This window comes from Rahnella sp. R3(2024), assembly GCF_042920125.1.
GTDB classification, from domain to species: domain Bacteria; phylum Pseudomonadota; class Gammaproteobacteria; order Enterobacterales; family Enterobacteriaceae; genus Rahnella; species Rahnella rivi.
Window position 1 is genome coordinate 3,593,439 of record NZ_JBHGBU010000001.1, and the last position, 14,196, is coordinate 3,607,634.

Consider the following 14,196-nt stretch of genomic DNA (forward strand, 5'->3'; position numbering starts at 1 on the left):
TCCAGCCTGTCGCCGTGGTAACTGAAACATAGCCAGCGAGCGGAGCGCGTGTTGAAAAAGCGGGGAGAGATCCAAGAGAGGGAAAGCACTTCCCTCTCTTGGGCGGTTTCGGCGCAGCGTGATAAGTGATCACCGCACGTAAGAAACCGAAATTTTCTCGTTCTGAACTGATTAAGCCGCCTTAATGCCCGGCTTCGGCATTAAAATCCTCTGCATCGACATCATACCCTGAGGGTTCCCACCGTATCGCGGTCAGCACGATCAATCCGGCCAGCGGTGCTAACGCGATCACCCAGAATACGCCGGTGCCCAGTGCCGCAGAAAGTACCGGGAACAGGAACAGGGAAAGCGTTGAGCTGGCGCGCATCAGCGTCTGGTTGAAGCCGACGCCCATGCCGCGCAGGGAGGTCGGATAACTCAGCGAGGCAAAAGTCATGGTGTGCGAGCCGGGTCCGAAACCCTGACCGAACAGGAATAATGCCAGCATAGCGATGGAGATCGCCGCTTCACCACCGTCTGCCGGGCGGCCCACCAGCGCGAGGCCGATCATCGCCACCAGCTGGCAGGCGTAACCGGCGTAGGTCATTTTCCATGCGCCAAATTTCGACACGTAACGCACCGCAATCAGCCCGCCGACGAAGGCGAAGCACAGGTTCAGACCGAGTGAAAACAGAATGGTGCTGATCATCGACTGTTGCAGGAAGCTCGATAAAATCACCGGCAGCCCGAACGCCACGGCGTTATAAGCAAACGACGAAGCCACGGCGGTGACGGTCGCCAGCACGGTGCGGCGCAGGTAAATGCCCTGCAACAGCGTGCCGTAGTTGCGCCATGCGGCTTTGCGCACTTTCACCTGCGGCGTTTTATCCGCATCGTCGGCAACAACGGCATTGATGTTATAAGACTTGCGCAGGATAGCCGCCGCACCTTGCAGGTCGCCCTGATTGGCCGCCCACACCGGCGATTCATTCATATAACGGTGGCGGATGGCGATAATCAGAATGGCAGGCACCGCGCCGAAACCGAGGATCAGACGCCACAACCAGTCGGTGTGCGTGGCGGGCAGCACCGCATACAGCAGCAGCACCAGCAGATAGGAGACGCTGATGGCGGCGTACCACGTCGGGCACCACATCGCCACGCGCGAGGCTTTATTGCCGCGCCCCTGAAGTTTTGAGAACTCCGCCAGAAACGCCATCGCCACCGGCAAATCGATGCCCACGCCCAGCCCCATCACAAAACGCGAGCCGCCCAGCACCCATTCATTTGGCGCAAACGCACAGGCCAGCGCCGCAATCACGAAGAAGAACATATCGGCCATGAACACGCGATAACGGCCAATTTTGTCGGTCAGATACCCACCGAACAGTGCGCCGACAATCGCCCCGAAGGTGATCGCCGAGGCCACAAAGCCTGCGCCGGAAGGCGTCAGCCCGAACTGGCGGGTGATATCTTTCATGCCGAAGGCCAGCGCGCCGAGATCGTAAGCGTCGAGGAAAACGCCGCCCAGTGCGATGGCAATCACCACGCGCGCGTCGCTGAGTTTCGCGGCGCCGCGGTTAACTAACTGCGTAATATCGGAGGCGGAACGGATCACCACCGGTTGATCAGACGCCGCATCCGCCGCGCCGGAGTACCCTGAAGAGGCGGCGGGAGAGGCCGCAATAGAATCAGACATAATTTTGTTTACGCTTTTTGACAAAAAAACCAGCATAGTGGCGACGTGATGCCGCTCACAAGTCCTGATTACCCGAGACATCACATCAAATGGCTATAACTTAAAACAAAGGGATCTAAGCCTGCGCTTAAAACCCCTCATCAGTTCACCTCCCGCCTTCTGCACGCTGTGCCAGCCGGCATTATCCATTTCGCAGATTAGCTGTGCAGCAATACGCATTTCCCAGGCCGGTTACGCCCTGCTTTTATACCTCACCATCAGACCCCTTACCCAAAATTGAACTATCCTTGTCAGCACGCTGTTTTCACTGATGAAAGCTAATTTGCCAGACCGTCGCCCGGCGACATACACCCAAAAAATCAAAAAGAGGACTTACCATGACTGCAAGAACAGGGCGGATGCGGGGAATGACCGCAGCATTGCTGGCGCTGTCGGCAATGAGTTTCACCGCACATGCGGCGGATGAGACGGTGCGCGTGGGGTCGAAAATTGATACCGAAGGATCGCTGCTCGGCAACATCATTATTCAGGTGCTGGAAGCTAACGGCATCAAGACCACCAACAAGCTGCAACTGGGTACGACCAAAGTGGTGCGCGGCGCGATTTCTGCCGGTGAAATTGATATCTACCCGGAATACACCGGTAACGGTGCCTTCTTCTTCTCAGACGAAAAAGACCCGGCGTGGAAAAATGCGCAGGCCGGTTTCGACAAAGTGAAAAAGCTCGATTACGACCAGAATAAAATCGTCTGGCTGGATCCGTCCCCGGCGAACAATACCTGGACCATCGCGGTGCGTAACGATCTGGCGAGTGCGCATGGCCTGAAATCACTGGCTGATCTGGGCAAATACATCAGCTCCGGCGGGGATTTTAAACTGGCGGCGTCGGCAGAATTTATCGAACGTCCTGATGCGTTACCGGCGTTTGAAAATGCGTACGGCTTCAAGCTGAATCAGGCACAGCTGCTGTCACTGGCGGGCGGCGATACGGCGGTCACTATCAAAGCCGCAGCGGAAAAAACCTCCGGTGTGAATGCGGCGATGGCTTACGGTACTGACGGCCCGGTGGCCGCACTCGGCCTGCAAACGCTGGAAGATCCGAAAGGCGTTCAGCCGATTTATGCACCTGCGCCGATCATCCGTGAGGCCGCGCTGAAAGCCCATCCGAACATTCCGGCGCTGCTGAAACCGGTCTTCGCTTCGCTGGATACTAAAACGCTGCAAACGCTGAATGCGAAAATCGCGGTCGGCGGGCTGGATGCGAAGAAAGTCGCGGCGAAGTATTTGCAGGAAAAGGGTTTCGTTAAAAAATAATCGGGCAGTGACGCCCAGAGCACGGCCTGCGGGTCGTGCTCTCCGGACTCAGGTACTGTTTTGACTCATCATTCATTCGTCAAAAACCGCGTGCTGCTGACGCTGGTTTTGCTGCTTTTGCTGGCCGGTTATGGCCTGGCATTTCTCAGCCATGCGCCGAACCGGCTGGTGTCGGGGCAGGGCATTTCATTAGTGACGCTGCTGCACGGCACCTCCACGCTGATTTTGCTGCCCGCGCTGTTACTGCTGGCGGCGGCCTTCCTCACGTTATACGGAAAACATCACCTGCTGGTGATGTTGCTGGCGGAAATTCTGCTGGCGGCGCTGGTGTGGCTGGCCGGGCACAGCGCAGTGCAACTGACCGGTGGCGATGAGGACAGCATTGCGCGCACGTCGCTCGGCGGCGGTTTCTGGGCTGCCTCGGCGCTGTGTCTGCTGATCGCCTCTGACGCCATCTCCCGGTTTACCCGCAACCACAGCCTGCGGATTGTGCTCAACGTCCAGATGATATTGCCGGTGGTGTTGCTGCTGGCGTACGGGCAGCTGGCCGAACTTTCTCTGTTAAAAGAATACGATAACCGCTCCGACGTGTTTAACGACGCCTTGTGGCAGCATCTGGGCATTTTGTCCGGCACGCTGCTGCCTGCGGTGCTGATCGGCCTGCCGGTCGGTTTGTTCTGCCATCGCTCACCGCGCTGGCGCGGCGCTGTGTTGTCGGTGCTAAATATCATTCAGACCGTGCCGTCGATCGCCCTGTTTGGCCTGCTGCTTGCGCCACTGGCCGGGCTTGCGAAAGCGCTGCCGTGGCTGGCGGAACATGGCATCAGCGGTATCGGGCTGGCACCGGCGATTATCGCGCTGGTGCTGTATTCGCTGCTGCCGCTGGTGCGCGGCGTGATCGCCGGGCTGGATTCGGTGCCGGAAGCGGTGATCGAGTCGGCGCGCGGCATGGGCATGAACCGCGTTCAGATATTTTTCCGTGTACAACTGCCCATTGCTTTGCCGGTCATCCTCACCGGCATCCGCATTGTCGCGGTGCAAACGGTGGGCATGGCGATGGTCGCGGCGCTGATCGGCGCGGGTGGCCTCGGTGCCATTATGTTCCAGGGATTACTCAGCAGCGCACTGGATCTGGTGCTGCTGGGCGTCATCCCGGCGGTGCTGATGGCGGTGGTCGTCGACAGCCTGTTTAAATTCGCAGTCTCACTACTGGAAACTTCACGCAGATGATTCATTTCAAGCAGGTTAGCAAACACTTTGCCGGAAAAGCGGTCGTGCGCGATCTCACGCTGGAAATGGCCAAAGGCGAATTCACGGTGCTGATCGGTACGTCCGGTTCCGGAAAATCCACCACGCTGAAAATGATTAACCGGCTGGTGGAGCACGACCGGGGGGAAATTCTATTTGCCAGTGAACCGATAGAAAAATTCCGCGCGCAGGATCTGCGCCGCCGGATGGGCTATGCGATCCAGTCGATTGGCCTGTTCCCGCACTGGACGGTCGAGGAGAATATCGCCACGGTGCCGCAACTGCTGAAATGGCCGAAGGCGAAAATCCGCGACCGCGTGACCGAATTGTTGTCGCTGCTCAATCTCGATCCGAAACAGTTTCGTCAGCGTTATCCGCATCAGCTTTCCGGCGGGCAACAACAGCGCGTCGGCGTGGCGCGTGCGCTGGCGTCTGACCCGGAAGTGCTGCTGATGGATGAACCTTTTGGCGCGCTTGACCCGGTGACCCGCGCCACGTTGCAGGAAGAAGTGGCGCGCATCCATAAAATGACCCACCGCACCATTGTGCTGGTGACACATGATATTGATGAAGCGCTGACGCTGGCCGACCGCATTGTGCTGCTTAACGACGGGCAGGTGGTGCAGCAGGGAACGCCGCTGGAGTTGCTGACCAAACCGGCGACGCCGTTCGTACGCGATTTCTTTGGCGGCAGCGACATGGGCATTCGTCTGCTGTCGTTGCAGGATGTCAGTTCGCGCACCCGCCACGGCGAGCACTATACCGGCAGCCAGAAACCGCTGCGGGCGTCGATGAGCCTGAGTCAGGCGTTGTCTGCGTTTGTCGCGCAGCAGGCTGCGCAGCTGCCGGTGGTGGATGAGCAGGGGCAACCGGTCGGCGTGTTGCATTTTGCCGATCTCACCGCGCAAAGGAGTGAGGCATGAAACGAGGTTTACGGCGGGTCATCACCGATCCCTTACCCTGGTTGTTCGCGTTATTGCTGGCGCTGATTTTCGGCATGACCTCGCTCGGCGGGGTGTTCCACTGGATGTTTCCACAACTGAGCCGGCCGGTTTATCAGCAGGAAAGTTTTGCCTCGCTGGTGGCCGCGCATCTGATGCTGGTCGGCATATCCAGCCTGATTGCGGTGGCGATCGGCGTGGCGGCGGGGGTTGGCGTTACGCGCCCGGCGGGGAAAGAATTTCGCTCACTGGTGGAGACACTGGTGGCGATGGGGCAGACCTTTCCGCCGGTGGCGGTGCTGGCCGTGGCGGTACCGGTGATGGGGTTCAGCGAAAAACCGGCGATTATCGCGCTGGTCCTTTACGGCTTGCTGCCAATATTGCAGGGAACCATTGCCGGAATTGAATCAGTGTCTGCCTCGGCGCGGGAAATTGCGCAGGGCGTCGGCATGAGCCGCTGGCAGATGTTGCGTAAAGTGGAGATTCCGCTGGCGGCGCCGGTGATCATCGCCGGGATCCGGACTTCCGTTATCATCAATATCGGCACGGCGGCGATTGCCTCGACGGTCGGTACATCGAGCCTCGGTTCACCGATCATCATCGGGCTGAGCGGCTTCAACACCGCCTATGTGTTGCAGGGGGCGGCGATCGTCGCGCTGCTGGCGATTTGCGTGGATATGCTGTTTGAACGCTGGAGCCGCTGGTTACACCGCTGGCAGCAGCGGTCAGCAGACGAATCAGTTCGCTGACGCAGAGGGTGGCGCAGGCACCACGGACGGGGCATCGTTATCGCTGACCGGTTTGGCGTCATCCTGAATAACCACGGCGTAGCCTGCAACCATCACGCCACCGATCGCGCCAATTGCCATCAGACCAAACAATGCGATAAATAATTTTTTGCCAAGCGAGTTCATGTGCAGTACCTCAGAAAATGAGTCGGGAATTATAAATTGTTTCGTTACCCCTGCAACACACTATTCATGCGGCGATTACTTTATCGCTGATCTCAGCGCATGTTTTGTCATATGCAGAAACTTTTTAGCAACATTTTGATGCGATCGCACAGATTTCCTTGCCGTTAATCAGGGCAATAGCGTTAACTGTCTGCCTTCGTTATCACGCTAATAAGTTACTCCTATGCCTTCAGTCTCCCGTTCCTTGCTGCCGTTAATCGCTGCTTTGTTTGCGCTGTATTTTATCTGGGGTTCTACCTATTTTGTGATCCGCGTCGGTGTGGAAAGCTGGCCACCGCTGATGATGGCCGGGCTGCGTTTCTTTCTCGCCGGCTGCGTGATGTTCACTTTTCTGCTGCTGCGCGGGCATAAGTTCCCCGGTCTGAAACAGTGGCTGGCCGCCGGTGCGGTGGGTATTTTGCTGCTCTCGGTGGGCAATGGTCTGGTGACTGTCGCGGAACATATGCAGGTGCCGTCCGGCATTGCGGCGGTAATGGTGGCGACCGTGCCCCTGTTTACGCTGTGCTTTAGCCGCCTGTGGGGGATGCCGAACAGCCGTCTGGAATGGACCGGCGTGGGCATTGGCCTGTTCGGGATTGTGCTGCTCAATACCGGCAGCAATCTGGGGGGCAATCCGTGGGGCGCGGCGCTGATTCTGCTGGCCTCGATAAGCTGGGCATTCGGTTCGGTGTGGAGTTCGCGTCTGCCGCTGCCAGCAGGCCTGATGGCCGGTGCAGCAGAGATGATTGTCGCCGGTGTGGTGTTGCTGATCGCCAGCCAGTTAAACGGCGAGCACCTGGCCGCCACGCCTTCGCTGCACGGCTTTCTGGCGCTCGGTTATCTGATTGTGTTCGGCTCGATGATCGCCATCAGTGCGTACATGTTCCTGCTAAAAACCGTACGTCCGGCCCTCGCCACCAGCTACGCCTACGTTAACCCGATCGTCGCCGTTCTGCTTGGCATTGGCTTCGCCGGTGAATCCCTGTCACCGGTCGAATGGGTCGCGCTGGGGATTATCCTGTGCGCAGTGCTGCTGGTCACGCTGGGGAAATTTGTCTTCGGACGAAGGAAATCGGTCATTAAGGAAGTGAAGGTTTAACCGAAAGCCGATGTGTTTTATTTCTCCCCTTTGCAGGGGAGGGGGCAGACCTATTTCTTCTCAAAGAACAACGTCACCCGCGCCACTTCTACGCCGAATTTTTTCAGCGAGGTGACGTTAAACAGGTGCTGTTCATCCTGCTGGTAAATCCAGTCATCGAACGTCAGGCGGTAGGTGCTGCCGCCTGATTTGACGTCCATTACGTAGTTCCAGTTAAACGCATTGCCCGCCGACTGGCCTTTTGCGGTGCCGATGATGTCGCCGGCGGTGCCGGTGTAGGTGCCGTCAGCCAGTTTGCGGATGTGCCAGACGCGGGTCTGTTTCTCGCCATCGTCATAGACAAAATCTTCATGCAGCGTCAGGGTGTCGGCAACCACATCGCCGCGAATTTTCACCGCGAAACGCCGCGTTTGTTTGTGCGTGTAATCCTGCACCATGCCGTAAGCCACGCTGTCACCGCTGAAATAAGTGAAAATATCCAGTTTCGGTTGCGTCTGTGCGTAATCTTTGATGTCTGCGCTGCAACTGGTGAGTAACAGCACGCAGGCTGTCATCAGACCGAGAAAACCTTTGCGCAGAACAGAGCGGGAAACTGTCATAAAACCTCCGGTCGGATGAACCTTAATCTGACGCCGATGCGCCGATGAGCTTGCTGCGTAAATCAGGATACTGCGTGGCGGGAGAGAGCCAGATCGCCAGAAATGCATCGCGAAACGCCGGGCTGAAGCTTTCGCCGACGGGCGCTGTCATCACGCTGTTGGGGGCGCGGCTGTAAAACTGACCGCCTTTTTCAGTGGCGAGAAAGACGATCTGGCTGCCATTACTGACATCCGGCCAGGTCTTTTCAACGGCTTCCAGCCAGCCATTTTTTTGCGCCTCACTGTCGATGCCCAGTTTTTGCCACTGTTCTTCAGTGGCTTTGGTCAGCTCCTCGCGATCAATACTGCGCAGATAATCAATAACCAGTGCCTGCGGCCATTTTTGCGCCTGATATTTCCCCCCCGGTGTCAGTAATGAGGAGTGATAAACCTCGAACGGCCCCCAGGTTAAGGTGGCGCGGCCAACCTGTTGCCACTGCGCCCAGGGCGTGGAGGCAAACGCAGAGAAGGAAAGCATCAGTGCCAGTGCTGCCGTTAACATACGTCTCATGGTTTTCTCCTGTGCAGTAAAACCGGCAGGCTGATAAGCGGCAGGAACACCGCCCAGCCCGCTGCCATCAGCAACCAGACGTGAGCGGGAGAGGCGAGAAGTTCCATCGCCCCCAGACGCATACCGATGAAATACGCCAGCGGGCCGCTGACCGCGCCGAGCGGGATCAGCCAGTACCAGGCGAACTGTAAATAGCCCAGAAGCCACAACCACCACGCGCTGAAACCCAGCCACAGCGCCATCATCCATGGCGGGACGCCGGTCGAACCGGTGAACTCAAACAGCCCGAGAATGCACCAGACAGAATCAAGAATAATGCCCAGCGTGCAGGCCACCGCCACCCATAACCGGCGGCGGGACGGTGTAAACGCCAGCATCAGAAAGCTGCTGATCAGCAGAAAAACAATAACGCGTTCGCGCCCCCACACGGCCAGCGTCCACCAGGCATCAAAACCCAGCGTCAGCAGCCAGAAGCGCAGGGTGCTCATGCGCGCCGCTCGGCGATAAGCTGCACGGTGCTGATGGTGCGCGCGCGGAATCCGGCCTCGCAGTAGCACAGATAAAACAGCCACAGGCGGCGGAAACGTTCGTCCTGCGCGCCGTCCAGCTGGGCATTCCAGTAACGTTGTACGCGTTCACGCCATTCATGCAGCGTGCGGGCATAGTCGAAACCAATGTCGAACAGATCGCGTACCACCAGGCCGGTGCAGCGGGTCATGGTGTCGTTCATGGCGGTGATGGAAGGTAAAAAACCGCCGGGAAACACGTAACGCTGAATGAAATCGACGTTGCGGCTGTAAGAGGCATAACGCTGATCGGCAATGGTGATCGCCTGAATGGCCATGCGGCCGTTCGGCTTGAGCAGTGCGTTGCAGCGTTTGAAAAAGGTTTTGAGGTAGCGTTTGCCGACCGCTTCGATCATCTCTATCGACACCAGTTTGTCGAACTGCCCGCGCAGCGCGCGATAGTCTTCAAACAGCACGGTGACGCGACCGGTCAGTCCGGCCTTTTCGATGCGCTCGCAGGCATAGTCGTACTGCTCGCGGGAAATCGTGGTGGTGGTGACCTGACAGCCATATTCACGGGCGGCGAATTCCGCCATGGCTCCCCAGCCGGTACCGATTTCGAGCAGGTGATCCCCTGCATGCAGGTGCAGCTGATCGCACAGACGACGCATTTTTGCTTCCTGCGCCTGTTCCAGCGTCATCTGCGGTTCCTGATACCAGGCCGACGAATAGAGCATTTTCTCATCGAGAAAACCCTGGTAAAAATCGTTGCCCAGATCGTAATGGGCTGAAATGTTTTTGCGTGCCTGCGACGGACTGTTGCGGCGGAAAAAGTGGATCAGGCCGTTAAGCGGCGCGGTGACCCAGCTCAGACGGGCCTCGAGCTTATCAACCAGTTTGAGGTTTTCCGCCAGCAGTTGCAGCACGGTGGTCAGATTGGGCGTCGTCCAGTCGCCGTCAATATAACTTTCTCCCGCCGCAATGCTGCCGCCGAGCAAAACACGGCGGTAGGCGCGCAGGTTGTGTACTTCGATTTCCCCCTGCAGCGGCGCGGTCGGGTCACCAAAAAACAGCGAATTCTCGCCTGCTTCCCGCAGGGTCAGACCGGCACCATGCAGCTGTTTTAACACGCCGAGGATCAGTGCGCGTGCAGCCTTGCTGCGCCGGTTTGTCGCCCCTTCGCGGGCGAGTTGCACTTCGGGTTGGCTCATGATCAGTCCTTATCAACAGGAGGATGAGAATAAACAGGTGCCCGTTTCAGCCACAGTTTTACCGCCTGCCAGTAAATGGTCAGGGCGGTTTTCGCGGTCATGAGGGGCAGTCGCCACAGTTGCTTACGCAGCGCCTCGCGGGTCAGCGGCAGCGCCCTGAGCGACAGGGCAGCATCGAATTCACGTTCTTTGCGGTGATTTTCGATAGTGATGTGTAACTCTTTCCCGGGGGGGGTGAGACGCCAGTGATAGACCATGTCCATCGGATTAAAGGGCGACACATGAAAGGCTTTCGGCACCGGTTGCGAGCCGTCAGGGAGCACGGCGTAGGTGTGGCGTTCGTTCCAGGGCGTATTGCGTACTTCGGCCAGCATCCAGCGCAAAATACCTGCCTTATCATACAGGTAGTAAAAATTGACCGGATTGAAATAGCAGCCGAAATAGCACAGCTGACACAGCAACATCACCCGGCCATCCGGGCGTTCTCCGGTCAGTTCGGCAATCCGGTCCTGCGCTTTGGTTTTGATGTCGCCGCCGCCGAGATAATCTTTGCGGCGAAAGCTCGCCGCAGAAAACCGCTCAAGGCGGATCCCCACGGCGGGGAGTTGATCCAGCTCGTCAAGGTCGATCAGCGGCATGAAAATGTCGTAGTCGAAGCGGTGATCGACCGGCGTAAACCGGCGATGGCGCACCGTGCCGACGTACAGCGTGCTGTTCATGACGCGGCCTGCTCAGACGTCCGTTGTTCTGCTTCACGGCTGAGTTGCAAATCCAGTTGCGCGACCACATCGCGGGCGCTGTTGACCCCGTCTTCATGAAATCCGTTATACCAGTACGCGCCGCAAAACCAGGTGCGGTGCTGGCCGTTAATGCGAAAACGCTGTTGCTGCGCGTGGTGACTTTCCAGATTCAGCACCGGGTGCATGTAGGTGGTGCGAAAAAGCACCTTGCTTTCATCAATCGGCGTCAGCGGATTGAGCGAGACGCAGAAGGTGTGTGGCGCATCCAGACCCTGCAAGATATTCATGTTGTAGGTCACGCTGGCGCGGCGGGTGTGCGCCGGGCTGGTATCGCGCATATCGGCACGGGTGGAGGATTTCAGCGAATTAGGTAACTGATAATTCCAGCTCGCCCACGCGCGCTTTTCACGCGGCAACAGATGGGTGTCGGTGTGCAAAATCACGTCGTTAGCCTGGTACGGCAGCGAACCGAGTATGGCGCGTTCATCCGCCGTGGCGCTGTCGCCTAAAATCGCCAGCGCCTGATCGGAATGGCAGGCAAAAATCACCTGATCATAGGTTTCTTCGCCGCGTGCGGAGTGCAGCGTCACATCGTAAGTGCTGCGGGTGATGGCAGTCACCGGCGTATGGGTTCTGAGGGTCACGCTGCGCGGTAATTTTTCGTGCATCCGGCGGATATATTCCCGCGAGCCGCCCGGCACCACCATCCACTGCGGGCGGTTAGCCACATCCAGCAGGCCGTGATTGTCGAAAAAGCGCAGGAACATCGACAGCGGAAAATTCGCCATGTCGCTCAGGGAAGAGGACCAGATCGCCGCGCCCATGGGCAGCACGTAGTGCAGGGCGAAAAACGGGGTAAAGCCGTTCTGATCCAGCAAGTCAGCCAGCGTATCTTCATCGTTATGCGCATTGAGCAGACGCGCCTTGCACAGTTTATTAAAGCGCAGAATTTCGAGGATAAACCGCCAGAACTGTGGCTTAAACAGGTTGCGCCGTTGGGCAAAAAGGCTGTTCAGCGAGTGGCCGTTATACTCCAGCCCGCTCACCGGGTTACGCACCGAAAAACTCATTTCGGTGGTCTGGCCTTCAATGCCCAGCTCTTTCAGCAGGGCAATAAAATGAGGATAGGTGCGGGTGTTGTAGACAATAAAACCGGTGTCGATGGCGTACTCTTTGCCGTCGCACACCACGTCCTGCGTGGCGGTGTGCCCGCCCAGCGTCGCCGCGGATTCATACACAGTAATTTCACAGTCAGGCTGACGCTGCGCCAGTAACCACGCACAGCTGAGGCCGGAAATACCGCTGCCGACGATCGCCACTTTTGTTGTCATCTTATCTCACCATTTTTCGGCTTAACCATTTTTGCACGCCCACCGGCAGCAATGCGGCCGCCTTCAGTAAATGGGCAAAAAGTGGCGGGAAGGCAATTTCACTGGCTCCGTGCGCCAGCTTTTTACGGATGTGCGCCGACGCCTGACTGACGGTCACCATCATCGGCATCGGAAAGTCATTGCGTGAGGTCAGCGGGGTATCGACAAAGCCCGGCTGGATCAGCGAGATGTGGATATTGCGCGACACCAGATCGACCGACAGCGAACGGGCAAGATACGCCAGCGCCGCTTTGGAGGCGCCATAGGCTTCGGCGCGGGGGAACGGCAGCAAGGAGGCGGTTGAACCGACCAGCGCCACGCGGCTGCCGGGCGCTAAACCGGGCAGCAGGGCATCGAGGCAGTTCACCGGGCCCATGAAATTAGTGTTGATGACCCGTGCGACTTTTTCAGCTTCCACCACGCCGTTATCCAGGTATTCACAGGTACCGGCGCAGAGGATCACCAGATCGGCCTGCACGCCCTGAAGTGCCTGACGCGTTTGTGCCAGATCGGTGATATCAAAACTCAGCGGGACGATAAGCGGGCTGTGCCCGGCAACGGCGTCGAGTTTGCCGCCATCGCGGCCGCAGGCCGTGACTTCCCAGCCTTCATCAGCGTAATCCTGCGCCAGTTGCTGACCGATACCCGAACTGGCACCGGTGATCAGTACGCGGCGCATTATTTCAACCTAGCTTTGATGGCGCGAACGGCACCGCCGAGCATCGGGACGTGCTCGTAAATCATGGCACCGAGATCGTAATAATCGCGCTGATAAATGATGCGGTTTTCGGCAAGGCGTAAATGGCTTGCACCGTTAAGAGACATCGCCTGACCTTTTTTCAGTGAAGGGTGGGAATACTCCATACGCCAGAACAGCGACGCCTCTTCGCCCTGAATCAGCGGAGGCTGAATGTCAAAGCGGCAGTAATTCACTTTTTTGAGCAGTTGTGCGAAGTATCGCTCAAGGGCATCTACGCCGTCGTAATGGGAGACCGGATCGATAAACACCACGTGCGGGTGATAAATGCGCGAAAGCTGGGGCAGCAGGCTCATGTCCAGATGACGGTAGAATTCACACAGTCGCGTCAGGACATCGGCTGAAAGAGGGGGTTCAGGAAAATGTTTAATCATTATTTTTCCTTAAATTTGTGTATCGGAACAACCGTCTCATCATCGGCAACTGCACAGATTTCAGCCTCTTCGTGACTTCCAGTCTCAGCCGCCAGCAGCACCGATGCGCTGCCAAGCAGGTAAATCGTCAGCCCCTGATCGACCCACTGCGCCATGCGTAAACGCTGAATTTGCGTCAGTTTTCCTTCCGCCCACAGGTAGACTTCATCGCACAGCACGTTTTCCAGATGTGGGTCTTCGAGATGACCGGGCAGAACCTCCACCTGCATCCCTTCTTCACACCGCACGATGGCTTCGAGCCACAATTCGGTGGTATCGATTGCGCCCCAGCCCAGCAGCGCAGCCCGCACCCCAGGACGTTTACGGGCGGCATTCATGCACATCACCGCATGTTCGATCACCAGGCCATCGAACAGACTGCGCAGGGTGCGCAGGCGGTGATCGCCGGGATTGAGCCGGGCACGCAGCGGGCGAAATACATTGTTCACCAGCGCCGCAGCGGGATATTCGCGCCCGAGTTCGGTTATCACCTGACGCACTTTCTGGCTCTGGCCTCTTTGCAGGGCCGTCAGCAAACGGTGCTCGGATTCCGACCAGTCGCCTGACACCGCCTCAACTTTACCTTCCAGCAGGGATTTCACCTGACCGACCGGGATACCCCGTTCAATCCAGCCTAAAATGGTGCGGATGGTGTCGAGATCTTCATCATTAAACAGCCGATGGCCGCCTTCGGTACGCTGCGGTTTGAGCAGGCCATAACGGCGCTGCCATGCGCGAAGCGTGACCGGGTTGATACCACAAATGCGAGCAACCTCGCCGATGCTGTAAAGTGACATGTGTTGGCCCAAATATTCATA

15 protein-coding genes and 1 pseudogene are annotated in these 14,196 nt (G+C 57.8%); 5 read left to right on the plus strand and 11 right to left on the minus strand.

From position 1 onward, the window contains the following. Window positions 1-181: 181 nt before the first annotated feature. Window positions 182-1,678: an MFS transporter gene (locus ABSH60_RS16240; RefSeq protein ID WP_122096108.1), complete on the minus strand. Its 1,497-nt coding sequence runs from the start codon at window positions 1,676-1,678 to the stop codon at window positions 182-184. A 398-nt stretch (window positions 1,679-2,076) separates the two neighbouring features. Here ABSH60_RS16240 and ABSH60_RS16245 point away from each other — a divergent pair, with 398 nt between their 5' ends. Genes ABSH60_RS16245 through ABSH60_RS16260 form a run of 4 tightly spaced genes read left to right on the plus strand, consistent with a single transcriptional unit; the run spans window position 2,077 to window position 5,929 of the window. Next, window positions 2,077-2,991 carry an ABC transporter substrate-binding protein gene (locus tag ABSH60_RS16245; protein WP_371414303.1) on the plus strand — a complete coding sequence of 305 codons (915 nt, stop codon included), beginning with the start codon at window positions 2,077-2,079 and terminating at the stop codon, window positions 2,989-2,991. 60 nt (window positions 2,992-3,051) lie between these two features. Continuing rightward, window positions 3,052-4,221 (plus strand): ABC transporter permease, encoded by a 1,170-nt coding sequence (locus tag ABSH60_RS16250; protein ID WP_122095811.1) that lies wholly within the window; start codon window positions 3,052-3,054, stop codon window positions 4,219-4,221. Next, entirely contained in the window at window positions 4,218-5,162 is a 945-nt protein-coding gene (locus tag ABSH60_RS16255) for an ATP-binding cassette domain-containing protein (protein WP_390974786.1), read from the plus strand. The genes ABSH60_RS16250 and ABSH60_RS16255 overlap by 4 nt, the downstream gene beginning before the upstream one ends. Beyond that, window positions 5,159-5,929, plus strand: a complete 771-nt coding sequence (locus ABSH60_RS16260; RefSeq protein WP_390974789.1) for an ABC transporter permease subunit — start codon at window positions 5,159-5,161, stop codon at window positions 5,927-5,929. Before ABSH60_RS16255 ends, ABSH60_RS16260 begins: the two co-directional genes overlap by 4 nt. 63 nt (window positions 5,930-5,992) lie before the next feature. On the opposite strand, the pseudogene ABSH60_RS16265 reads toward ABSH60_RS16260, so the two are convergent. After that, a pseudogene (locus tag ABSH60_RS16265) lies at window positions 5,993-6,094 on the minus strand (hypothetical protein); the annotation flags it as partial. 223 nt (window positions 6,095-6,317) lie between these two features. Between ABSH60_RS16265 and yedA the strand changes: the two are divergent. Continuing rightward, window positions 6,318-7,232: a drug/metabolite exporter YedA gene (gene yedA, locus ABSH60_RS16270; RefSeq protein ID WP_122095808.1), complete on the plus strand. Its 915-nt coding sequence runs from the start codon at window positions 6,318-6,320 to the stop codon at window positions 7,230-7,232. A gap of 50 nt (window positions 7,233-7,282) precedes the next feature. Here the strand turns inward: yedA and ABSH60_RS16275 are convergent, their stop codons facing one another. The 9 genes from ABSH60_RS16275 to ABSH60_RS16315 are packed head-to-tail and all read right to left on the minus strand — an operon-like array spanning window position 7,283 to window position 14,175. After that, window positions 7,283-7,831, minus strand: a complete 549-nt coding sequence (locus ABSH60_RS16275) for a DUF3833 domain-containing protein (RefSeq protein ID WP_056778373.1) — start codon at window positions 7,829-7,831, stop codon at window positions 7,283-7,285. Between the two features lie 22 nt (window positions 7,832-7,853). Next, the gene (locus ABSH60_RS16280; RefSeq protein ID WP_390974792.1) at window positions 7,854-8,381 is read right to left on the minus strand and encodes a hypothetical protein; all 528 of its coding nucleotides are present in this window, start codon (window positions 8,379-8,381) and stop codon (window positions 7,854-7,856) included. Beyond that, the gene (locus ABSH60_RS16285) at window positions 8,378-8,869 is read right to left on the minus strand and encodes a DUF2878 domain-containing protein (RefSeq protein ID WP_056778379.1); all 492 of its coding nucleotides are present in this window, start codon (window positions 8,867-8,869) and stop codon (window positions 8,378-8,380) included. The genes ABSH60_RS16280 and ABSH60_RS16285 overlap by 4 nt, the downstream gene beginning before the upstream one ends. Continuing rightward, on the minus strand, window positions 8,866-10,098 hold the full coding sequence (locus ABSH60_RS16290) for a class I SAM-dependent methyltransferase (protein WP_390974794.1): 1,233 nt from the start codon (window positions 10,096-10,098) through the stop codon (window positions 8,866-8,868). The genes ABSH60_RS16285 and ABSH60_RS16290 overlap by 4 nt, the downstream gene beginning before the upstream one ends. 2 nt (window positions 10,099-10,100) lie before the next feature. Continuing rightward, window positions 10,101-10,817, minus strand: coding sequence for a DUF1365 domain-containing protein (locus ABSH60_RS16295; protein ID WP_056778383.1), 717 nt, complete (start codon window positions 10,815-10,817; stop codon window positions 10,101-10,103). After that, window positions 10,814-12,169 (minus strand): FAD-dependent oxidoreductase, encoded by a 1,356-nt coding sequence (locus ABSH60_RS16300; RefSeq protein WP_390974796.1) that lies wholly within the window; start codon window positions 12,167-12,169, stop codon window positions 10,814-10,816. Before ABSH60_RS16300 ends, ABSH60_RS16295 begins: the two co-directional genes overlap by 4 nt. A gap of 1 nt (window position 12,170) precedes the next feature. Beyond that, window positions 12,171-12,887, minus strand: a complete 717-nt coding sequence (locus ABSH60_RS16305) for an SDR family NAD(P)-dependent oxidoreductase (protein WP_390974798.1) — start codon at window positions 12,885-12,887, stop codon at window positions 12,171-12,173. Beyond that, window positions 12,887-13,339 carry a nuclear transport factor 2 family protein gene (locus tag ABSH60_RS16310; RefSeq protein WP_122095802.1) on the minus strand — a complete coding sequence of 151 codons (453 nt, stop codon included), beginning with the start codon at window positions 13,337-13,339 and terminating at the stop codon, window positions 12,887-12,889. The genes ABSH60_RS16305 and ABSH60_RS16310 overlap by 1 nt, the downstream gene beginning before the upstream one ends. Then, the gene (locus ABSH60_RS16315; protein ID WP_056778397.1) at window positions 13,339-14,175 is read right to left on the minus strand and encodes a MerR family transcriptional regulator; all 837 of its coding nucleotides are present in this window, start codon (window positions 14,173-14,175) and stop codon (window positions 13,339-13,341) included. The genes ABSH60_RS16310 and ABSH60_RS16315 overlap by 1 nt, the downstream gene beginning before the upstream one ends. Between the last annotated feature and the right edge of the window lie 21 nt (window positions 14,176-14,196).